Below are 22,303 nucleotides of genomic sequence, written 5' to 3'. Positions count from 1 at the left end.
TTATAAATTACTCTATTTTGCTAAGACTACCTTACGAGTTGAAGATAGCATCAATGGAGCTTCTTGAGTCATAAAATTAGAAGGATCATTTAAAATTTGGTCTGAAGTCATTTTTCCCAATCCAATCTTATAGCCATATTTGTTGGTTATAATTGATTTTAAAAAGGAATAAGAACTTGTCCCACGAACTAACATTCTTAACGGATTAACAACTTGAGAATTAGTATCTGCAATGGAATTTGATTTTGGCACTTTAGCTTGATCCAACAGATAATAATTTTCTCTTCTATTTTCTTTGGTACTTTCTGCGCATAAATACCTTGATGTAGGCAGCTTTGCGGTTGTCAATTTAGTCTGAAGAACTGGTTTAGCTGAAATGAGCAAGCATTTTTTTACCTCAGCCGACATCGTAATGCTAAATTGCTGCGCAGTAAGTGCTTCCGTAGAAGTTAAAGAAATACCCTTAACGTCTTTATTGGCAAGAGTATAAGATTTACTTGAATAAACTTTACCCCCTAACCCAAATTTAAAGCCGATACCTGCTTCTGTGTTGGCTATAGGTTTATAACCAACATTAAAACCAGCATCTAGATTAGCTCCAATATTACCCTGAAGATCATAACCTTTAGAAAAACTAGTGTCTTCAGATTCTTGAAACACTGAGGTCAAAACAAGAGTTTCTAAAGTTCCAAAACTTGGCGTTCCTACGATCTTAGGAGCAGTGCTGTTAACGAACTCAGTAATTTCAGCCGATAAAAGTTTTTCTGGACTTGAAAGACACGACTTAACCCAAGCCCCTCCTAAATCTGGTAATCCCTGAAAAAAAGCTGAGCAAAGAGCTCTCTTTTCAATAGTTGAAAATTCATGTTGATCCTGAAGATTTTGAATTGATTTTGCAAGATCAACAGTTTCTTTTTCTACTGAAAGTATTCCTGTTTTAGTATAGGAAACATTAGCATTTTCAATTAACTTAAAGCCTTCAGAACTCAAAAGACTGTCGACAGTAAACCCAGTTCTAGATGTTAAATTCGTTTCTACTTTCTGATTATACTTTGCCAAAAGTTCATGTGCATTTGAATCATTTGGAATTAAACTAATTTCCAGTTGCTCATTTGCCGAAATGCCATTTACCATACCTTCATAAGTTTGTTCTGGAAATAGGGCCGGCTCATCTAAAGAAGTCACTGTAAGTAGCACGCTCATTCGACTAGATAGGGCTGTTAAGTTTTTAAAATTGATAGTTATTGGCACAGATATTAAACCAGCATCTCCCAGCGGAGATCCCTTAAAAGAAACTCCTGCAACAACTTCCTCTGGTTGTGGATTCTTTACTACCTGATGTTCCTTCAAAAAAACAAGATGGAACATGAATTTTCCCATTTTAATTTTTTCTTGGACTAGTCTACCTAGACTTTGCTTTAAAAACAAAATACTTAAATCAGTCACATAGGTATAGGGAACTGTTAAATTTAATTTTTCATCTATAGAAACATTTTGATAGTCTATACCTTTATATTTAAGTCTTAGAGTATCGATTTCTGTTTGTCTTTTGATCGAGCTGTAAGTTTCATCAAGATTTGCGATTTTCACATAGAACTCATGATTTACCTTATTTAAAGGTGATGAACTTTTATCCATATATGTATATAATTCTTCGGTAGAAACAGAAGCCCTTTTGTCATAAATAAACTTATCACTCCATGGATTATAAGAATATACAAATTTTATACTGCCCTTTTGACTTTGAAGTGCCTGAATTACACGAAGGAACGGGAAAAAATTCTCTGCACCTGTTGGTATATAATCAATAACTTCTTGCCAAAAAATGCATCCTTTATTCGAACTTGTTTTTTCAACAGACAAATCACCAGCAGAGAGTTTAAATTTAACATTTGTCACCGGAGCTTTTTTTGCAGCATCAAGCACGCAAGCTTCAAACCCCAAAAGTAACTTACTATATTGTCCCAAAGCATTTGGCTCACCGATTAAGCGTGATGATACGAATTTCACCTCATCAATATAGAAACTAGCACCAGAGTTTCCAGAGTCTGCAAGTGTTCCAGCTAATTCCTCATCGTTGATCTTGACATAGAAATCATAATTACTTGGCAAACCAACGGAGGCCGTGGTCAAATCTTTGGTTTTATATTTAATAAAACTCTCATTTACATTGTTTGTTGCTCCTGGAGATTGTTTGATAAAAGAAAATGTATTATCCCAAGGATTGACACTTAAAGTGAACTTTTCAGAACCACTATGTTTTTCCAGAGCCTCGATCATTCGAACCATTGAAATACTTTTTGCTGGATCATTAGGATTGAACTCTATGACTTCAACCCATTGAACACAGCCCTTAGGGTCAGAAACTTTTGTGGTAGTTGCCTCTCCAGCAGTGATCTTGAAATTAATATTACTTACAGATTTGCTTTCTGCGTTGTCTTTAAGGCAAGCCTCTAAAGCGATAAGTTTCTTATCAAATTGTCCGTTTGCATTGGTTTGACCCACAACTGTAAAACCATCACCAAGTTTTTTCACATCATCTACAAAAAAAGTAGAATTGTTGGCACCACTGGGTTGAGGCTTATTTTTTTCAGAACATGAAATGAGTCCTCCAAAAATAATTGCCCCAGAAAGAATCATTCCGCTAACAGTTTTTAAAAACATGGACTTATTAGAATAAGTCATACTTTACCTCCACCCCTAAATTAAAAATTTCTCGATCCGTTAAATATGGACTTCCAACAATTACATCAGCTTTCGTGTAATCTCCAAAAAATCCTAATTTTTGTTTTTCAAAATCAACACTCAAACTGATCTTTTGCCCTTCCCTATTGTTTAGCCTATTTGGCAAAATACTGTAAGGTGCAGGCGTCGTATCCGCCTGGATATTGAAAACACTCCAAGACGGGGTTAATGTCACATTTCCTCTTTTCCATTTTATTTCAAAAATACCTCGAGTCCCTTCATTGCTTTCTTCAAAGGCACTGTTATTAATGATTTTAACTCCCTTAATTGAGGTTGTTAAATTTGGAGTCCAATCTGTTTCAATCACTCCCGCAGTTTCATACCCAGCAAAACCTATGACGTACTCCATTTGGTCACCAAGCCCTGTTACGGAAGATCTTGAGTTTCCACCGGTTAATGCCCCTTTGGCTTGACTTCTTGGCAAATTCCCCATTTTAAATTGCGTCACTGCTCCCTTTAATTTGGTATTAATTATTTTAGAATTGAGTTCTCCCTTAACTGTCCCTGCCAAGAAAAAGGGAGTGTTTTCCTTATCAACTGAAGTTTTAGTAATACCCGTAGAAGGCATTGCTTCATTACCAATAAAACTCAATTTCATGGTCTCACTATCATTTGAAAACTCAAGGGTTTGCTCTGATCCAAGACTTGTATTTGCTGACATCGTCGACAAGAGAGGATTGATTTTATATCTTATAACTCCAGCTTTCAGTTCTAATTGTTTTATCGGTTTTAGCGCCACACCAATGGAATCGATAATAATTGTATTGGCACTAGCACCTTCATCTGAAAGATAATTTTGACCAGCACCTTCCCCAAAAATTCCAACTAAATTGAAATCAAAAGTAAACCATTCATTAAATTTTGACTTAATACCAAATTCAGCAAATGACCAACCGACCACGGAGTTCAAACTCTGATCTTGAACATTTCTTCCTAAGGTTGTTATTGTAACGGCACCCGTATTTTTTACGGTTGTATCACTTAAAACCGAGGAGGTCGAAGTAGCGCTTGAACCCGCTCCTGAAGATGGAGTTAAAGTTGATGTTGAATTTTGAGCGCTTACGGAAAGAGACACAAAAATGCTTAAAATTATTTTGCTTAGACTTTTATTTATTTTTTCTTTTAACAAGATACCATTTAAGAAGAAACAACTTAATTTTTTATTTATTAATTTATTACTTATTATTCTTATTTTTCTTGAAATAACCCTATCTACTTTCATAGATTCACCCCGTTACCGAGAATTCATATCCCAAATCATTCTAGAGTGCCATAGAAAAAATAAAATCTTCTGACTGAAGCTTAAATAGTCAGTACTTTTTTCAGATAGAATAAACAATTATTATTATAATTAGTAGGTTGACTTATGGTGCAAGGGTTTTCAGTTGGTGTTCAACTCGAGGAATAAAATGCTCTCGGCACCGAGCCTCATAGGATTCTGCAGCTCCAACTTCAATTTTTGATTCCCCACCTGAGGTTTTTTGGGTTCGACTGGCAGGGGCTCCACAGACCATGCAGACGGCGTGTTGTTTGGTAACGTTTTCAGCGATTGCCATCAAGGTAGGCATGGGCTCAAAGGGATTTCCCTTCCAATCTGTATCAAGCCCTGCGATGATAACTCTTAAACCTCGATCTGCCAGGTCCTGCACCACTTGAATAATACGTTCATCAAAAAATTGACCTTCATCAATTCCAACCACTCTGGTTTTAGAACTTAAATGATCCCAAATTTCATCAATACTATTTAGTGGAATGGCTTCCATCGAATTTAAATTATGGGATGTCACTTCTTTTTCTTTGTATCTATTATCAATTACTGGTTTAAAAACTTGAACTTTTAATTTTGCAAATTCAGCCCTACGAACTCGACGAATAAGCTCTTCAGTTTTTCCACTAAACATCGAACCCACAACCACTTCGATCCAACCTCTGGTTTGAAAATATGAAAACTCTGACATGATGACCCCACGTAAAAACGTAACAACTTAATAATTTGAAAACAAATAGGAGAGGATTATTTACTAAATCTTAGAGACTTTCATATGATTTTTTTTGACGCAAACATTAAGCTATCCTTAATTTTGATTAGAGCCACTTTTGCCGTGCAAGGACTTGATCCCATTCTAGAGCTAGTCTATCAAGCGATTTGATGATGTCAAAAATGAGGCAGTTTTATATAAAACTTAAAAAAAGTAGAGGCCATAGAGCCTTGACTCTGGGTCTTTTTATTCCATTGACTATTTCTTTAGTACATTGCGAAGGATCCCAATATAATTCAGCGCAAGGACAAAACCCTCTCTCCAAAAAAAATCACTTTGTTCCATCTAATAATGGATCAGTAATCGCGGCCTCTAAAGAGGGAACGAGTCAGGTTTTGAGCGACAAAGATATCTTTTTATTTCAAAAACGGTTTCACTCAAGGCTTGCTGATTACAAACCTCATTTTATTAAAGCTGGATCTCAATACAACCTTCCCTGGGAATTAGTAGCTGCCATTTCCTATCAAGAATCCCAATGGGACCCTCAAGCCAAAAGCTTCACGGGCGTACAAGGTTTGATGCAAATTACCAAATCCACTGCCAAAGATCTGGGTATCGAGGATATCCACAATGCTGAAGAAAATATCTTTGGTGGCGCCAAGTACTTGAAACAGTTAATTTCCTTAATGCCTGACCATTTAAGTGATACCGACAGAATTATTTTGGCCTTAGCGGCTTACAACCTTGGAATTGGTCATTTGTTTGATGCCTTTAAGATTGCCACTAGTCTTGGAAAAAACCCCTACGATTGGAATCACCTCAAGAAAATACTCCCAAAGCTAAGCGATGAAACGTTTTATCGACAAACTCAGTTTGGCAGCGCCAGAGGAAATGAAACCGTGGCCTTCGTCGAAAGAACAAAAGCCTTTTACAATTGTTTAATTCAAAAGAATCGTTAACCTGAATATAACTGGTAGGGTCATGACTAATGATTCAGCTTCAATAGTTTTCGTTCTAAATACTCATCAAAGGAAATAGCCACATCTTCAATAACAGTCGAATCAATTTCAATGATTCGACTGGCTACCGTTTGGACAAATTCATGGTCATGGGAAGTAAAGAGAACGACTCCTTTGAAACGTTTGACCCCTTCATTGACGGCGGTGATGCTTTCCAAATCCAAATGGGCGGTGGGACCATTAAGTAGTAAAACATTAGCCCCCGAGAGCATCATTTTAGCAAACATACAGCGAACTTTTTCTCCTCCAGATAAGACTTTTGGTTTTTTCATGGCTTCGTCGCCGCTGAATAACATCTTTCCCAAAAAACCACGCAGGAAGGATTCATCTTTATCTTCTGAATACTCACGAAGCCAATCGATAAGATTATTCATTTCAACATCAAAATATTTTGCATTATCAGAGGGAAAATAACTTCTTGAGGTCGTAATTCCCCATGAAATACTTCCAGAATCGGGTGTCACGTCGCCAGCAAGGATATCCATCAATAAGGTCTTGGCTACATCATTCCGGCCCACCAAGGCGACCTTGTCATTCTTATTTATGGTAAAGCTGATGTCTTTTAAAATCACTTCTCCATTAATAGATTTAGTTACACCTTTGACTGTTAAAATGTCATTCCCAGCTTCTCTTTTGGGTTCGAACCCCACAAAGGGGACTTTTCTTGAAGAAACGGGGAGGTCTGATAAATCTAATTTTTCCAATTGTTTTTGCCTAGAAGAAGCTTGTCTTGATTTTGAAGCGTTGGCACTGAATCTTTGGATAAAACTTTTTAGTTCTTCAGCCTTATCTGCATTTTTCTTGTTTTGATCAGATTTCAATCGAAGATTAAGTTCTACGGCCTGTTTCCAAAAATCGTAGTTACCGGAATAAATAACCACTTTTCCGTAATCTACGTCCACAGTGTGGGTACAAACTTTGTTTAAGAAATGTCGATCATGGGAAACGACAATGACAATATTATTAAAATTATATAAAAATTCCTCAAGCCAATTAATAGCATAAATATCAAGGTGATTTGTTGGCTCATCCAAAAGCAGAATATCAGGTTGCCCAAAAAGAGCTTGAGCCAAGAGGACTTTCACTTTATCTCCTGATTCTAATTCTTTCATCTGTTTTCCATGAAGCTCGTCGGGAATTCCAAGACCTGCGAGCATGACTCCGGCTTCGGATTCGGCTTCCCAACCATGGAGCTCAGAAAATTCTGATTCTAACTCGGAAGCTCTGATGCCGTCGGCATCTGAAAAATCTTCCTTAGCATACAACTTATCTTTTTCTTCAATAATTTCATACAGTCGGGAATTGCCCATCATCACTGTTTTTAAAACAGGAATATCGTCAAAGGCATATTGATCTTGTTTTAAAACAGACAACCGAAGATTCCCGGGAATGATGACCTCCCCGGTATTTGGTTCAATCTCTTTTGAAAGAATCTTTAGAAATGTCGATTTTCCAGCACCATTGGCGCCAATTAATCCATAACAATTTCCAGGAGTGAACTTGACACTCACCTCTTCGAATAATTTTTTGCTACCAAACCTTAAACTTAAATTAGAAGTACTTATCATATCCCCAAGGACTTACTCTACCGTGACTGATTTCGCAAGGTTTCTTGGCTGGTCCACATCATATCCCAAAATACAAGCTAAGTGAAAAGCCATTAATTGCATCGGAACCACGAAGAGAATGGGATTTAAATTCCAATCTGCTTTAGGAACTGGCAAATACGTGAGGCTGATTTTTTTCAATCTCTCATTATCACCGGAGCCAAGAGAAATAATTTGCCCGCCACGAGCCTTGGCCTCTTCCAAATTACTCACTGTTTTTTCATAGTGATTGTCGTCGGGAACAAGCATGACAATTGCCATCCGCTCGTCTATCAAGGCCAGAGGACCATGCTTCATTTCACCAGCGGCATAGCCTTCAGCATGAAGATAGGCTAATTCTTTGAGTTTCAGAGCCCCCTCCATGGCAATGGGAAAACTCACCCCACGACCCATAAATAGGAAACCTTTAAACTTTTTTAGATTCTCGGCAGCGGTTTGGAAATATTTATCATAAGACAAGACCACTTCCATCTTACTAGGAATGGCCAAAAGGTTTTGTACTAGTTCTTTTTCTTCAACCTCAGAGAGTTGGTTGTGAATTTTTGCCATGGCAATTGAAAAAATATTTAATATGGCCAAGGTCGTCGTGAAGGCTTTGGTGCTGGCCACGCCAATCTCTGGTCCTGCATTCATGTACAAATGCCCATGGGCTTCCCGATCGATGGTAGAATTTTTAACATTACACAACGACAAAGTCAGAGCTCCCTTTTCCTTTGCTAATCTGATAGCGGCTAAGGTATCTGCTGTCTCTCCACTTTGAGAAATAGTTAGGACTAAGGAGTTTTTTGGCAGAAGAGGATTTCGATATCTAAACTCGCTAGCGATATCGGTTTCAACAGGAATTTTAGCTAGGTTTTCTATTAAATATTTTCCTATTTGACCCGCATAAAAACTGGTTCCGCAGGCAATAATAAATATTCTTTCAATTTGGCCTAAGTGCTTCCAAGTTTTCTTCCAATCAGCTTCCGCATTAAGTTGATCCAAATGATGAAGATCAGTTTCATAAAAACCAACATTTTTTAACCGCACCTTGTGTTCAAATAAATGAGGCTCCAGGGCCATGGCTACGGCTCTGGGTTGCTCGTATATTTCCTTGAGCATATAATGAGAAAAGCCCTGTTTTTCAACTAACTCTGGGCTCCAATTTAATACAATAGGTTTCCTTTCTATCGCTACCCCTTGGGCTGAATACAGCTGCACTTTTTGCGTGGTTAGATGAACAATTTCTCTGTCATTTAAATAAATAAATTGATTCGTATAGGCAATCAAAGCTTGAACATCACTCGCAACAAAATTTTGATCTTTGCCAAGTCCAACAACCAAAGGAGGTCCGTCTTTAAAAGCCACAAGTTCCTCAGGATTTTTTTCCCACATCACCACGATGGAAAAAGCACCTTTTAGCTTTTCCAAAATATTTTCGACGGCTTTTTTCAAGTTCTTGGTTTCATCTATTTCATTAGCGATCAGATGGGCCACCAGTTCGGAATCAGTATCTGACTCGATCTTTGCACCTTGTTTTAATAATTCTTCTTTAATTTCTAAGTAATTTTCAATTATACCATTATGTACCAGGCTGATCCCACGAACTTTATGGGGATGGGCATTTCTTTCTGAAGGAACTCCGTGGGTGGCCCAGCGAGTATGACCAATACCGAGATGGCCATTAAAGTTTTCTTGAAATACTTTGTCTTCTAGGGATTTTAATTTTCCTAAAGCACGTATTAATTTTGTTTCTCCATTGTGAATAATCGCAAGCCCTGCACTATCGTACCCCCGATATTCTAATTTTTTTAATCCATTAATGATGATCTCTTTGGGATTTAAAGGACCTAGATAGCCGACGATTCCACACATAAGTATCTTCCTTATTTTTTAGGTTGGTAATTTTCTTTAATCATCTGATGTGCTCTGGTCACGGCCAAAGAGCCATCGGGAACATTTTTCGTAATGACAGAGCCCGCTCCAATCGTAGCATGATGGCCCACCTCCAAAGGAGCTATTAACTGAACATCACTTCCAATAAAGGTATGATCACCTACTTTTGTTTTATGTTTAGATTTGTTTGGCAGGTAATTCACAAAGATGGTCCCGCAGCCAATATTACACTCTTCCCCGACTTCCGCATCGCCAATATAGGCCAAGTGTGCCGCTTTGGTTTTCTTCCCAATCTTTGATTTTTTAACTTCTACGAAATTGCCTAGATGCACCTCTTCAAGAAGCTCTGTTTCAGGGCGAAGGCGAGCATAGGGACCTAAAGAACATTTACTATGAATCACTGAGGATTCTAAATAACTTCCCGCCTTGATTTGCACACTATCTCCTATTTGACAAGATTGAATAAAGCAATGTGGTTCCACCAAACAAAAATTTCCCAGTTGTGTTTTTCCTTTTAAATAAGCCCCAGGATAAATCACCGAACCAGATCCAATTTGAACGGTCTCTTCGATATAGGTGGCCTTCGGGTCGATGATCAGGACACCCTCCTCCATAAGTTTTTGGGCTTTGTTTTTAAATAACAACTTTGTGGCTTTTGCTAATTCCATTTGACTATTCACACCTGATGCCACCCTGGCATTCCCAGAAATAGTTTTCACCTTTTTTCTTTCAGAAATAGCCAACGAAATAATATCTGTGAAATAAAATTCTTTTTTAAGATTGTTATTTTTAATTTCTGGTAATAATTCCTTCAAAACCTTGGCTTTTATAATATAAATTCCGGTATTCACTTCGGTTATTTTGAGAGTCTCTGCGGTGGCATCTTTGGCCTCAACAATGGAATAAAGTTCTCCTCCATTGCGGACAATACGGCCAAATTCAGCAGGTTTTTTTAAATTGGTTGTGATTAAAGCAATATCTAATTTCTCGTCGCGATATTCTTTAATGAAGTCATTTAAGTCTTCTGCCTCGATCAAAGGATGATCGCCATTAAGAATAAGAACATCATCCTCGATCGTTTCGACTTGAGCCGCCTTTACCGCATCAGCCGTTCCTAATTGTTCTTTTTGCTCATAAAAAAACACAGGTTCTTTTTCTAAAACGGTTCTTACAAGTCCAGAACCATGACCAATGACAACTCGAATGTCTTTAACATCTGCCTTTTGACAAGATTGAATAACCCGAGAAATCATGGGTCGCCCCGCCACAGGATGTAAAACCTTGGGAAGTGCTGATTTCATCCTAGTCCCTTTTCCCGCCGCTAAGATTATTGCAGTCATATTACGCTTAATACTATTATTTGATGTATCCATAATTAAGACCCTATTGATAAAGGTTAAATGTTCTGGCTAAGAACCCGCACGGCCATAAATCTATTTCGTCACGGACTATAGCATTGGATTTGATCCACCACTAGTCACAATGCAAGAGAACCACGTAAACCTGAGCTTGCCTCAACCTCAAAGAAGCGATAGGTTTACTTAATGATTAAAGCTATCGCATTTGATGTCGATGATACCTTGCTCAACACTTCAGAAATACTTATTCCCTTTGCTATCCAAAAAATTTATCAGGTTCTTCTTGCGAATGGTTTAAAAGTCACATTTGAAGAGTTTAATAGGCAACGATTATCCTTTGTAGCCCAGTCCTCCCATCGAGAATTTTTCAAACACTTTATCGATGGCTATCCCTTTACTTCTGAAATCACTGTATCTAGAAATGACCTCGCCGCGACCTTAATTCAGCATTTTTATGAGCCGGAAATCCCACTGAATGCCAATCTCATCGAAGGATCATCCGAAAATTTGAATAGACTCAAATCAAAATATAAAATTTATGTCGTCACTTCTGGAGTTGAAAAAACTCAAGTTCAAAAAATCGAGGCTCTTAAATTAATTCAATGGATTCCTAAAGAAAATCATCTGATTATTGATGGAAATAAATATAAGACTAAAAAACAAGCCTTCCAAATGATTTTAAAAAAAGAAAATCTTCTCCCTTCTGAACTTCTTTCTGTCGGCAACAGGCTTTCTCAAGAGATTCGAATGGCAAAAGAATTAGGAGCCAAAACCTGCTATTTTAAGTTTGGCGAACATGCTAATGACATTCCCAAAGATCATTTTGAACAAGCTGACTATACCATCACTCACCATAAGGATTTTATTCCCACATGCCAGCTATAATTAATAAGTTTTTATTAATTGGTCCGTGGAATCCAAAACTGCAGGAAATGGGTTCGATCTTAGCGAAAGACCTTTATGAAGCCAATTATCATTTCACTAGATCGAACTATGATGTTATTGGAATAAATCTAACCTCGTTATTAGAAAAAAAATTTGTGGACTACTATACAGAATGGAAGTCCATAAATCCTTACTTAAAACTAGTTGCCGTCATACCAAAAGATTTTTCAAAAAATATTTTTATAAATCTGCATAATAAATTTTCTTTTTTTAAAATCTTTTATTCCTACAATGATCCCGAAATTGAGAATGACCTTAACTTAACATTGGAAAAAGTGTATTTCGATAAGCAAATTGAAAGTTACAAATCCTTACTTGATGAACAAAACAAATCTTTAGAAAAGCTAAAATCGGATTTGGAAGAAAAAATTGAAAAAAGAACAAAGTATTTAATTGAATCCAGAAAAAAATTATTTCTTACGAATTACAGAATCGAAGCTTTCAGAAAAACTATTACTGCTATTTTTAAATCAAACAATATTAACGAACTAGAGGTAAAATTAAATCAAGAACTGTTACAAACCTTTGAAATTCAATGGGTCAAAATCTATGAAGAACCCGATGATAAATATTTTTCAGAAGAACTTAAATCCAAGATGGATTATGACTTTTTAAAACTTCCTATTTTTTGGCAGAATGTTGAAGTTGGTTCTGTTTTTTTTATGAGAGCAAAAATAAAACCATTTAAAAAAGAAGAAACTGAGTTCTTAAGTCGAATCACTGAAGCCGTCAGCCTTTCTTTGGAACGCATTGAAAAAAACTATAAAATGGAAATTATTAAAAATCATTGGGAAGCCACTTTCAAAGCCATCAAAGAGCCTGTTGTGTTAATAAATAACAACTTCGAAGTCATTCAAAGCAATCTTCCTAGCGATTTAAATAAAAACAAATGTTATAAATTAATTTTTAATTTAGATCACCCTTGCAAAGATTGCGAAAAAGGTTCCAATTTCAAACTAGACAACAACAACGATCATTTTGAAGTATTGAGCCAGAATATCCTTATCGAGAAACAAGAATATTTTATAAACTCGTACAACAATATCAACGAAAAATTAAAACTGGAATCAAAAATCCTTTTAATGGCACCAGATGCCGAACTTGGGATTATCAGTAGCAGTTTAGCACATGAAATGAATAACCCCCTCGCTGGCTTGTTATCTTTTACGCAACTTATTTTAATGGATTTAACATCAGAAGATCCCATTTATCATGACCTCAAAGAAATTGAACAGGCAGCCAAAAGATGCAGAGATATCGTTGACAATCTTTTGGTCTTTTCAAGAATCAATGATACTGAGTTGGTCAAAAGAATTAATTTATATGATATGATTGAAAAAGCCTTTCAATTATTCCATCTGCAACGACAAAATAAAAATTTCACCCTCAGTTATCACCTCCAAAAAGATCTACAGGTTCTGGGATCTTCAATTTTAATGATTCAATTTTTCCTAGAACTATTTTTATCCGTCAAAAATTTTATAGATGATAAAATTTCAATTTCAGGTAAATCAGACCAAAATTTTGCAACTCTAAAGATCTTGTTGACCACAAAGCAGACCCCCACGGAAGCCCTGAATATTATAGAAAAGTACCATCTTCAAGGCTCCTTAACCAAAGCCCATGAGCTTAAGATCCTTTTCTCGCTTAAAAGCGTTAATTTTACGACAATCTAGACCGAACTCACGTCAAGTTTTGAGGTAGAATTTTTGACAGGCCCGTCAAACTTCAATAATATAAAGTTATGTCACATACCGACCAGGAAGGAAGGTTCATGAAGAATCAGAAAGTTCTTATTTTAGATGATGACTCCAGTCTCAGAACGGCTTTATTTAGAGTTCTTTCAAAAAAGAATTTGAATGTCATCACCTCTGCAAATATCGAGGAAGCTAAGTTGCTTATCCAAGGGGATCAAGCTTTAGATTTGGCTATTGTAGATATGAATCTTCCTGATGGAAATGGGCTAGAGTTTATGGAACACCTAAAACTTATTTACCCACAAATACAAGTGATTATTCTCACAGGCTATGGGTCAATTGAACACGCCATCAAAGCCACTCAGAAAGGAGCCTTTCATTTTATAACGAAGCCCTTTAATTTTGAAGAACTTCTGAGTCTTATTGACAAGGCCTTAGAACATAAAAACCTTCAGCAAGAAAATAAACAGTTAAAATCATTTATAGATAAGAAATATAAGTTTGACCAAATCGTAGGACAAAGTGAGGGAATTCATCACGTTCTGGATCTTGTTGAGAGAGTGGCGGACTCGGAAGCCACCGTTCTTATTACAGGCAATAGTGGCACGGGAAAAGAACTCATCGCCAAGGCCATTCATTATAATTCCTCGCGCGCGTCAGGCCCTTTTATCCCCATAAACTGCGGCGCTATCCCTTCTGAGCTTCTTGAAAGTGAATTGTTTGGCCATGTCAAAGGCGCCTTTACCGGTGCCATCACTAACCGGATGGGGCGTTTTGAGTTAGCTGATGGTGGTACTTTGTTTTTAGATGAAATAGGAGATCTGATACCTAGCCTGCAAGTCAAAATTCTTCGGGCTCTTCAAGAAAAATCTTTTGAACCCGTCGGAGGCATGAAAACTATCAACGTAAATGTGCGAGTGATCGCTGCCACTAATTTAAATTTAGAAAAAGCCGTTAATGAAGGCCGCTTTAGAGAAGATTTATTTTATCGTCTAAATGTGATTCCTATTTCCATTCCCTCTTTGAATGAAAGAAAAACAGATATTCCCTTGTTGTTAAGTCATTTTTTACTCCAATATAACAAATCTAAAAAACTGCTTGGGTTTAGTGAAAAAGCATTGGCGAGCCTAACGCTTTATCCTTGGCCAGGAAATATCCGCGAACTTGAAAACCTTGTGGAAAGAATCTGTATCCTTAAAGGAGAGGGAATCATTGAGCTTCAAGACCTACCCATTAAGTACCAAACTAAAATTGAAAAAAAAGAAGAAATGACTTATGAAGAAATCCCAGAAAATGGTTTAGATTTTAATTCTGCTGTGGATGCCTATGAAAATTCTTTAATTTTAAAGGCTCTCGAAAAAACAGGATGGAACCGCAACCAGGCGGCGGCTTTATTGCGACTAAACAGAACCACTTTGGTAGAAAAAATTAAGAAAAAGGGACTAAAACCCTACGGCCCTGGTCCCCAAATGGAAGTTTAGAAGTATAGAAACATTGAATAATAAATATCTCCATAAGTCCTTTTAGCCATCCTCATCACAAATGAGGAAAATGGAAAGAGCCTTAAGCAAATTTTATAGTTAATTCGAACTTAAAGAGCTGATAACAAAAGCTATTTCGGTCAGTAACGTTTATTGCTTAAATGTCTAATTCTCTACAGGTGAAATATTTAAAGTTTTACCATATATTGATTTTTCATAGAATACATCGTTGTGAAGTCAATTAAGGAGAAAGAAAATGTTTCAAGATCAAAAAGGAACAACAAAAAAATTGGAAAATGGCCCTTCATTAAGGCGAATAGCTAAACTATTTGTTTTCTTTTTTATTTCTTTTATTAATAAATTACCAGCACTTGCTGCCGGTAATGATATCGTTGCCAATGTTCCAACTCAAACATCATGCTCACCCCAGACAGATTCCGAAAGTCAAAGGCTGGGAGTTCCGAAAATCTGTATAAATGATCAAATATCAGTTTTGTCATCCCGCCCGATTAAAGAATTAAGTGCCTATCCAAATATGCCAGGAATAGTAACGAAAATCGATGGGCTACCTGGATCTGAGACTTTCTACATACGTGTTTTAGATCCTTACCCTCAAGTTAAAACCATACCTGTTAAACGGCAATATATTTGCCCAACTGGTCATTTATGCAGCGGGGACATTGTGTTAGTTGATAAAATGAATCCCGAAACCAAGACACTAAATATTTACAAAAGCGTTGTGCTCTACACAACAGTCACAGGAAATGTTTCTGTTCAAAGGCTGTATAATAGAAGAGATCCTACTGAAAAAATTCCTACAGATGATAATGTCAGTTTAACTGCTAATGAAGTCAAAAGTAACTTGCACCGATCTGTACCGTGCTTCATGCTTAGATTCTGTATTGGTAAACTTGTAAATGAAAATAGATTCTTATCAGTAATGGACAACCAGCAAAAAGAAATTTCGATTCTCGAGGTATTTAGCAATGGCGACGTGACAATAGCTCCATATGTCGGAGGAAAAATAATGTTTACCCAAGTAACTAATATCGAAATCCTAAGCGAATCCTGGTCTGGTAATCCAAAAAATGAAATGAAACAATCGATGTCTGCATTGGTCAAACAGAATCGTTATGCACAACTTAGTCCACAATTTTATGTCTCAAAATGTAAATCGCATGTAACAGATCTACAGCAAAATGAAAATTATCAAACTTTTTTATTCAAATATGCTTTTATTGAAAAAATCAAAAATTCGTGTACAGCTATAACCAATTCATTTGCATTTGAGTGCTTTAAGGATGAATTGAAACAGCTCAACGATGTACCGAGAGAAGAAACTGAGTTTCACTTGAAGAGCTGTGGAAAATTTAACAATTCATTTGCTCTTCAAGCTTTTAAAATTGCCGTGGAACCATGGATAGAAAATGGAAAATATCAGAGATATACTACGTCAGAGGGGTTAGAGATTTTATCAAAATTCAAATCTTTAGAACAAGTTAAATGCATGAATTTAATTCGGGATTGGCATGTTCGAAACAATAAAAAACCAAATTTATTAGATGCTTACAATGACTGTTTAACAAAAAGCGATAAAGGAACAGCTGTTGTTCCCGAAAGTCAAGAGGACTAATTTAGTTTATAATTTAAATAATAATAAAAGAGAAAAATATGAAAATAAAACACAAAATTATGAGTTTAAAAGAATCGATAGCTGCAGCCGCTCTATTATTCATATCTTTACAAACATGGGCAGAATTGTCACAACCCCTTTACTTAAAGGCAAAATCATTTAATGCCTCTTCAACAAAGGTAGATCAAAATCTTGGTCAGCAATGTACAAAAAACGATAAACTATTTTGCTTAGGTGATAATGTAACTTATCTGATACATCCACCAAACACTGGCGCTAATAGACCCGTCAAACTAATTAAAATCGATGGAGATTTTCCAAATGAAAAGTTTACGATTCTAGATACAAGCGCTAAATTTTCGCAAGCTACCCGAGAAGATTTGTGCCCTCAAAATCGAATATGCGTTAATGATGAAGTTATTGGTTTAGTTAGAAAAATTCAAATCTATGATCCACCCAACCCTATTCGTTGGGTCACTGGTGTGGTAACTTCAATTCAAAGTAATGGCGTATTTAAGATTTTAATTCAAAGAAATGTTCTTAGTCAGTCGAATATTCAAGAAAACGATTCTGTAGCATTGCTGGCAAGTGATATCTATAAAGCTGTACTTTGTGGAGAAGGAAATAAGTGCGCATTTAGTTCAAACGAAAATTATCAATATGGAGGTAATCCCGCTGTTATTACTCGAGTTTACGAAAATGGATTTTCAATCATTCAACAACCGAACAGTGAAAAAAGCTGGCAATTTGTTTACACTAAAGATATCGGACTATTAAAAGATGCTTTTGTTGTACCCGATATTCAATCAAGACTAGCTAACTTAAAAACACAGACAGAAAAAGAACGTGCTGACTATTTCAATTTGCTTCGTGAAGCAAATCGTTTATTAGATTTACAGACAGCTTACTATGCTAACTCGTTATTAACACAGGAAAAGGCCGATAGTGCTGAAGCTCGTACAATTTCGAAAAGATCCGCAGCTATAGTGAATCGGTCTGAGCAGAAAGATCGTGAAATTGAGTGGGCGCAAAATCGCCTTGAAGAACAAAAAATAAAAGCAAAGCGACAACTTGAACGATTGGAAAATCGCAAGCAAAATGCATTGGAAGAAGCTGAAAAACGCCGTCAACTTTAACTATTTAGAGAATATAATCGAGGAATTTATGAAGAAATCAAAAGAACTTTTTGCTTGTTTATCACTTACTTTAATAATTACGTACAATAGTTCCGCAACTGATATCTATAGGGCCATCTCAACACAAGAAATACCTGACTATTCTATACCTCAATTTGAAAAACCTGAAAACTTACAAAAACTATGTTCTAAAAAGTTCGGGTATTGTATCGGAGAAAATGTAAGTTTGCTAATTCAAGAAGAGGAACTTGCAAATTTACCTGCTAGAATTTTAGACATCCAAAATAATTTTGATAGTGATCAAGAACTATTTAAAATTGCGTTGCCTGATGGAAGTATTAAAGAAAAAATTCCAGGTGGAGACCTTTGCGGAAGTAAGGAAATTTGTATTAACGACGAAGTCCTAATAAAAGGTTTCAATAATGATTCCAATTCTGACTTCTATATACTTTCAAAAATTAAAGGCATTGAAAATAGCCAACTTAACACTAAAACGATTAAAATATTTGAAGATCAGAATCATCATGAAAACGTATCAAATTTAACAATTAATACGGAAAAGGTTTCTAAATCTGTAATGTGTCTCAAAGAATTTTGTTTTGGTAACGAAAAATATAAGCAATTTGAAGCCATGGAAACTGGCTGGAAAATCTTGCGCCTTTTCGATAATGAAACTATAGAAATTATGGTTCATTCAAATAGCTATTTAATAAGTTTGGACCTTTTTATGAAAACTATTTTTGGGCGTAATACTGTTTGGGGTAGCAACACTCCTTTAAAAACAGAGGATTTACTTAATTTGAGGTCATTACCTTTGTATTACAATAGTATGGCTGATCGAATACGTGATGAAAGGGTCATGTTATTGGCTTCGGAAAAAACAAAAAGGCTCCATCGACGTCAACAAATTGCCCAAACTAATCGCTCTATGAAATTGATTCACCAGCAATCTGCGGATTTTTTTAGATCAATGTCTTCACGCGGTAATTTAATAAACGAAGGTCGCAAAATAAGACTTGAAGAAAATCGTCAAGGTCAAAAATATCAGCTTAATTCTATTGAATTCTATGAAAGGGAAGCACTCGCTCGAATTCGCGAAGAATCGTTGACTGTTGCAAATGATCTTTCTGCTAGAAAAAATTTATTAAAAAGTGATATTTATAAAATAAATCGAAGTTATCGCTAATTAGAAGAAATCTTTGATAACTAAACGGAGGATTAAATGAATTCATTTAATCCTTCGCCGCAGGCTCTGGTATCGATCTGTGAATTAGAAACATAGTGTAAGTAGACACCAAAGCTGTAAGTACCAGAATATAACCTAATGTATCGAAGTGCTCTAATTTACCATCAACTCCTTCAACAACAATAAGACCCGCCGCAAGCGAAGCAAAACCACCAGCAAATTGCTGTAATGAAGAACCAATAGCCATAAAAGCTCCACGCCGATCCGTAGATGGAATAACAGACATCAGCGCTTGTGAAGGTATCATCCGAGAGAAAATTCCTATAAACATCACTGTGTTTACTACGATCACCCAAAATAAAGGCGTCATACCTAAGTTCGTGTAAATAAGAACCATGACAATGCTAAGGACAGCACCAAAAAGAAATACATTAAATTTTCCAAAAACATCGCTAGACTTTCCAACCAGAGGGCCAATAAAAATGGAAGCTACTCCCGTTAACAAATAAATCAAAGGCAATTTATCGATTTGAATTCCTAAATTATGCACAGAGAACGCACTTCCAAATGGCATTAGCATATAACCACCAAGACTTAAAAGTCCCGTGGTAAAAAATGCTAACAAATAGCTTGGGATTTTAACCGTCGTCCACAGGTGATGAAAAGGATTAGGATCCACTTTTTTATTTAAATGAGTTTCTAAAGGCTTGAGATATATAATAATGACTCCCCCAACAATCAGACTCACCAGCACAATCAAAATAAAAGGCCATTGCCAACCCCATAAATTAGAAAAAAACAATCCTGCAGGAATACCTAAAATTTGACTAGCTGCAAAGGCTGTTTGAATAAAACCCATCACTGTTCCTCTTTGCTGAAAAGAAAAAATATCTGTGGAAATCGCCATAATGATCGAGCCGATAACTCCGCCAAAAAGCCCTGTGATAATCCGAGCCATCAACAAAAATTCATAGGTCTTTGATATACCACATAAAAATGTCCCCAGTACAAATCCTGCATAAAAAAACAAAAGGAGTTTCTTACGATCATAACGATCAGCAAATCCAGCAGCCAAAAGCCCAGATAACCCAGCACTAAAGGCATAGGCCGAAACAATCGCACCAAATTGTGATGGCGTAATTTTTAATGCCGGCATTAATACCGCCCCCAAAGGCGAAATAATCATAAAATCTAAAATAATCGTAAATTGCAAAAAGGCTAAAATGGCTACGACAAATTTTTGATACCCCGTAAAGCCAGGGGTATGTATTGAATGCGCTGTGTTTTCCATAAATGTTAGAGTAGCAAGGTAAAATTTGAGTGTCGATGAAAGAGACTAATTTAATTTAATTTGATTCTTTTCCTGGACTGACAAATTATAATCCTAAATATCTAAAAAAGGCTTTGTTATTGGGTTGACGGCCTAAAAACTTCTTGACCAATTCATCCGCTGGATAAGTGTTTCCTTTTTCAAGTACTTGAGTTCGGTACTTGTACCCTACATCAGAGGATAAAAGATTTTTTCCCGCAAACTTAGTAAACATATCGTGGGCATAAACCTGTGACCAAAGATATCCATAATATCCGGCATCATATCCTCCCATGAGATGACCAAAAGTTGCTGGAAAATGAGTTTCAGGCAAGGGTTCCATATCTGTTGTTTCTTTATATATTTTTTTATAAGTTTCTATGGGTTCAAGATCCTTTAAACTTTGATGTAAATTCATGTCAAAAAGTCCCAACATTAATTGTCTAGTTGAAAAGTAAGATTGATCAAACTTTCTAGAAGCAACTAATTTATTAATAAGCTCTTCAGGCATTGGCACTTTGGTATTACGATAATGCCCGGTTATTTGTCGTAATATTTCTGGTTCCCAAACCCAGTTTTCGAGCATTTGAGAAGGGGCTTCAACAAAGTCCCAAGCCACATTTGCACCAGAAAGGCTTGCATAATTGGCTTTCGTTAACACCATATGCATAATGTGACCAAACTCATGAAATAATGTTTCCACTTCATCATGACTCAGTAAGGAAGGTTTATCTGCACTTGGTGGAGTTAAATTTGCGACAATAGCAGCGATAGGTAATACATATTTTCCTTGAGTGAAATATCCAGGACGTAATGGAAATGCCGCCGCATGATTGTACTTTCCTTCGCGTGGATATAAATCCGTATAGAAATAGGAAAGTAACTCACCCGTTTTTTCATCATGAACTTCAAATAATTGGACGCTAGAATGCCAAGTTGTTGCATTAGATACTTGGATAAAATGAACTCTCAACAACTTAGAGTAAATTTGAAATAATTTTTCTAATACTAATTGAGTGGGAAAGTACTCTCTTAGCAATTCAGCATCTAATTTAAATTTTTTCTTTCGAAGCTGGTAATCCAAATAAATACCATCCCAAGGATCCAAGGTTGTTGTCTTCGGATCAAATTGTTTTTTAAAATTAACTAGCTCAGCATAATCTTTTCTATATTGTATTTTTAATTTCTTTCTTAGGCCTTCTAAAAAATCTCTGGCTATTTTTCCAGTTTTGGCCATTTTATTGGCTGTTTTGTAATCAGCCCAATCTTTATATCCTAATAGCTTTGCTAATTGACGGCGAATACTGACAGCTCTTTTTAAAATTTCAGTATTTTTTTGAGCTTCTCTATTGTCCATGACAGACAACATTTTTCGACGTGCGTCTGGCCGGCTTGCATTTTCCATAAATGCTAAATTATATGTGCTCTTGGCCGGAATTTTATAGTTTCCATTTGGTAATTTTGTGAACCTAGAGAGTACTGATTCAGGTATCCCTTGCATTTCCTCGATCGTCATTTCTGCAAAATCATTGTTATTATTTAAATTGGCGCCGAACTGAGTGGACAAATCTGCAAGCTCTTTCTTTAATTTCTTAACTTCATTGAGTTTCTCGTCGGGCAGCTCTAATCCATTAAGTCTAAAATTCTTCATGGTTTCAGAAACAATTCGCTTTTCCTCTGGGTTTAATTTGATTTTTGAAAGCAAACCTTCCGCCAGCTTCATAACCTGAAATAAATCTTTTCTTGAACTCACTTCAATTGATTGCTGTTCAGCTTGAGTCTCACAATCCTGTGAAGGCGTTCGCAATTCTTCGCGTGTTGAAACTGAATACATGAAATTTAACGGAGCGGTTTTTTCAAAAAAAACCGCTGAAGCTGACTCCAGTTCACCAAAAGTATGATTGAAGAGCTCCAAACCCATTTGACGGTCTAATCGCTTCTGTTTTGTATCAAATTTAAAGGTTGCCAACTTATCTATTCTTTCCTGGAAAATTTTAATTTCCTTTTGACAAAGTTCTGTCAATTCTTTGGGAGAGTAATCAGAGCGTATGAGTGCCGGCAATAAAATTTGAGTGCCAGAGTTTTTGATTAGTTGTTCTTTTGGAGCTTGATCCTTTTGAGCTTGTTCCTTTTGAATAGAGGAACATGATAATAAAACAAGGCTTATCAAACCCACAGAGATCAAATTCATACCCCCTAAGCCTTTATCTAAGCCTTTATCTAAGCTTCTACCTAAGCCTCTATGAACGTATAACCTTATAAAGCGATTCACTTTGCCCTCCTCTTTTTCAGACTTTGGAATATTTCACAGAACTTGGCAATGTTCTACATTT

15 protein-coding genes are annotated in these 22,303 nt (G+C 36.3%); 7 read left to right on the top strand and 8 right to left on the bottom strand.

The genetic code is table 11. From position 1 onward, the window contains the following. Positions 1-12 precede the first annotated feature (12 nt). The 3 genes from J0M15_04750 to J0M15_04740 form a co-directional block, all read right to left on the bottom strand. The gene (locus J0M15_04750; protein MBN8536336.1) at positions 13-2,685 is read right to left on the bottom strand and encodes a hypothetical protein; all 2,673 of its coding nucleotides are present in this window, start codon (positions 2,683-2,685) and stop codon (positions 13-15) included. Beyond that, positions 2,672-3,967 carry a hypothetical protein gene (locus tag J0M15_04745; protein ID MBN8536335.1) on the bottom strand — a complete coding sequence of 432 codons (1,296 nt, stop codon included), beginning with the start codon at positions 3,965-3,967 and terminating at the stop codon, positions 2,672-2,674. Before J0M15_04745 ends, J0M15_04750 begins: the two co-directional genes overlap by 14 nt. Before the next feature lie 142 nt (positions 3,968-4,109). Then, positions 4,110-4,703, bottom strand: a complete 594-nt coding sequence (locus J0M15_04740; GenBank protein ID MBN8536334.1) for a thymidine kinase — start codon at positions 4,701-4,703, stop codon at positions 4,110-4,112. A 203-nt stretch (positions 4,704-4,906) separates the two neighbouring features. Between J0M15_04740 and J0M15_04735 the strand changes: the two genes are divergently transcribed. Next, positions 4,907-5,683 (top strand): transglycosylase SLT domain-containing protein, encoded by a 777-nt coding sequence (locus J0M15_04735; GenBank protein ID MBN8536333.1) that lies wholly within the window; start codon positions 4,907-4,909, stop codon positions 5,681-5,683. A 26-nt stretch (positions 5,684-5,709) separates the two neighbouring features. Here J0M15_04735 and J0M15_04730 read toward each other — a convergent pair whose 3' ends face one another. From J0M15_04730 to glmU, 3 genes are read right to left on the bottom strand one after another with little or no spacing between them, the layout of a single operon-like run. Continuing rightward, the gene (locus J0M15_04730) at positions 5,710-7,311 is read right to left on the bottom strand and encodes an ATP-binding cassette domain-containing protein (GenBank protein MBN8536332.1); all 1,602 of its coding nucleotides are present in this window, start codon (positions 7,309-7,311) and stop codon (positions 5,710-5,712) included. Positions 7,312-7,323: 12 nt separating this feature from the next. After that, positions 7,324-9,204, bottom strand: coding sequence for a glutamine--fructose-6-phosphate transaminase (isomerizing) (gene glmS, locus J0M15_04725; protein ID MBN8536331.1), 1,881 nt, complete (start codon positions 9,202-9,204; stop codon positions 7,324-7,326). 11 nt (positions 9,205-9,215) lie between these two features. Next, entirely contained in the window at positions 9,216-10,565 is a 1,350-nt protein-coding gene (gene glmU, locus J0M15_04720) for a bifunctional UDP-N-acetylglucosamine diphosphorylase/glucosamine-1-phosphate N-acetyltransferase GlmU (protein ID MBN8536330.1), read from the bottom strand. Positions 10,566-10,769: 204 nt separating this feature from the next. Here glmU and J0M15_04715 point away from each other — a divergent pair, with 204 nt between their 5' ends. From J0M15_04715 to J0M15_04690, 6 genes are all read left to right on the top strand, one after another. Beyond that, positions 10,770-11,468, top strand: a complete 699-nt coding sequence (locus tag J0M15_04715; GenBank protein MBN8536329.1) for an HAD family hydrolase — start codon at positions 10,770-10,772, stop codon at positions 11,466-11,468. Beyond that, positions 11,456-13,204 (top strand): HAMP domain-containing histidine kinase, encoded by a 1,749-nt coding sequence (locus J0M15_04710; GenBank protein MBN8536328.1) that lies wholly within the window; start codon positions 11,456-11,458, stop codon positions 13,202-13,204. The genes J0M15_04715 and J0M15_04710 overlap by 13 nt, the downstream gene beginning before the upstream one ends. Before the next feature lie 98 nt (positions 13,205-13,302). Then, a complete protein-coding gene (locus tag J0M15_04705) occupies positions 13,303-14,706 on the top strand; it encodes a sigma-54-dependent Fis family transcriptional regulator (GenBank protein MBN8536327.1) in 1,404 nt (467 codons plus the stop codon). Positions 14,707-14,962: 256 nt separating this feature from the next. Continuing rightward, on the top strand, positions 14,963-16,339 hold the full coding sequence (locus J0M15_04700; protein MBN8536326.1) for a hypothetical protein: 1,377 nt from the start codon (positions 14,963-14,965) through the stop codon (positions 16,337-16,339). A gap of 38 nt (positions 16,340-16,377) precedes the next feature. Next, a complete protein-coding gene (locus J0M15_04695; protein ID MBN8536325.1) occupies positions 16,378-17,475 on the top strand; it encodes a hypothetical protein in 1,098 nt (365 codons plus the stop codon). A 28-nt stretch (positions 17,476-17,503) separates the two neighbouring features. Then, positions 17,504-18,661 (top strand): hypothetical protein, encoded by a 1,158-nt coding sequence (locus J0M15_04690; GenBank protein MBN8536324.1) that lies wholly within the window; start codon positions 17,504-17,506, stop codon positions 18,659-18,661. 46 nt (positions 18,662-18,707) lie between these two features. Here J0M15_04690 and J0M15_04685 read toward each other — a convergent pair whose 3' ends face one another. Next, positions 18,708-19,952 carry an MFS transporter gene (locus J0M15_04685; protein MBN8536323.1) on the bottom strand — a complete coding sequence of 415 codons (1,245 nt, stop codon included), beginning with the start codon at positions 19,950-19,952 and terminating at the stop codon, positions 18,708-18,710. A gap of 85 nt (positions 19,953-20,037) precedes the next feature. Continuing rightward, positions 20,038-22,242 (bottom strand): Zn-dependent oligopeptidase, encoded by a 2,205-nt coding sequence (locus J0M15_04680; GenBank protein MBN8536322.1) that lies wholly within the window; start codon positions 22,240-22,242, stop codon positions 20,038-20,040. Positions 22,243-22,303: the final 61 nt, after the last annotated feature.

The sequence above is a fragment of the Deltaproteobacteria bacterium genome (assembly GCA_017302835.1).
Taxonomy (GTDB): Bacteria; Bdellovibrionota; Bdellovibrionia; order Bdellovibrionales; family Bdellovibrionaceae; genus UBA2316.
Note: the sequence above shows the minus strand (reverse complement) of the source record. Positions and strands in the feature narration are given on the sequence as shown.

Bases quoted from the DNA above. Each gene is read 5' to 3' on its own strand.
- J0M15_04750 (MBN8536336.1), bottom strand. From the start codon at position 2,685: ATGACTTATTCTAATAAGTCCATGTTTTTAAAAACTGTTAGCGGAATG.
- J0M15_04745 (MBN8536335.1), bottom strand. From the start codon at position 3,967: ATGAAAGTAGATAGGGTTATTTCAAGAAAAATAAGAATAATAAGTAAT.
- J0M15_04740 (MBN8536334.1), bottom strand. From the start codon at position 4,703: ATGTCAGAGTTTTCATATTTTCAAACCAGAGGTTGGATCGAAGTGGTT.
- J0M15_04735 (MBN8536333.1), top strand. From the start codon at position 4,907: ATGAGGCAGTTTTATATAAAACTTAAAAAAAGTAGAGGCCATAGAGCC.
- J0M15_04730 (MBN8536332.1), bottom strand. From the start codon at position 7,311: ATGATAAGTACTTCTAATTTAAGTTTAAGGTTTGGTAGCAAAAAATTA.
- glmS (MBN8536331.1), bottom strand. From the start codon at position 9,204: ATGTGTGGAATCGTCGGCTATCTAGGTCCTTTAAATCCCAAAGAGATC.
- glmU (MBN8536330.1), bottom strand. From the start codon at position 10,565: ATGACTGCAATAATCTTAGCGGCGGGAAAAGGGACTAGGATGAAATCA.
- J0M15_04715 (MBN8536329.1), top strand. From the start codon at position 10,770: ATGATTAAAGCTATCGCATTTGATGTCGATGATACCTTGCTCAACACT.
- J0M15_04710 (MBN8536328.1), top strand. From the start codon at position 11,456: ATGCCAGCTATAATTAATAAGTTTTTATTAATTGGTCCGTGGAATCCA.
- J0M15_04705 (MBN8536327.1), top strand. From the start codon at position 13,303: ATGAAGAATCAGAAAGTTCTTATTTTAGATGATGACTCCAGTCTCAGA.
- J0M15_04700 (MBN8536326.1), top strand. From the start codon at position 14,963: ATGTTTCAAGATCAAAAAGGAACAACAAAAAAATTGGAAAATGGCCCT.
- J0M15_04695 (MBN8536325.1), top strand. From the start codon at position 16,378: ATGAAAATAAAACACAAAATTATGAGTTTAAAAGAATCGATAGCTGCA.
- J0M15_04690 (MBN8536324.1), top strand. From the start codon at position 17,504: ATGAAGAAATCAAAAGAACTTTTTGCTTGTTTATCACTTACTTTAATA.
- J0M15_04685 (MBN8536323.1), bottom strand. From the start codon at position 19,952: ATGGAAAACACAGCGCATTCAATACATACCCCTGGCTTTACGGGGTAT.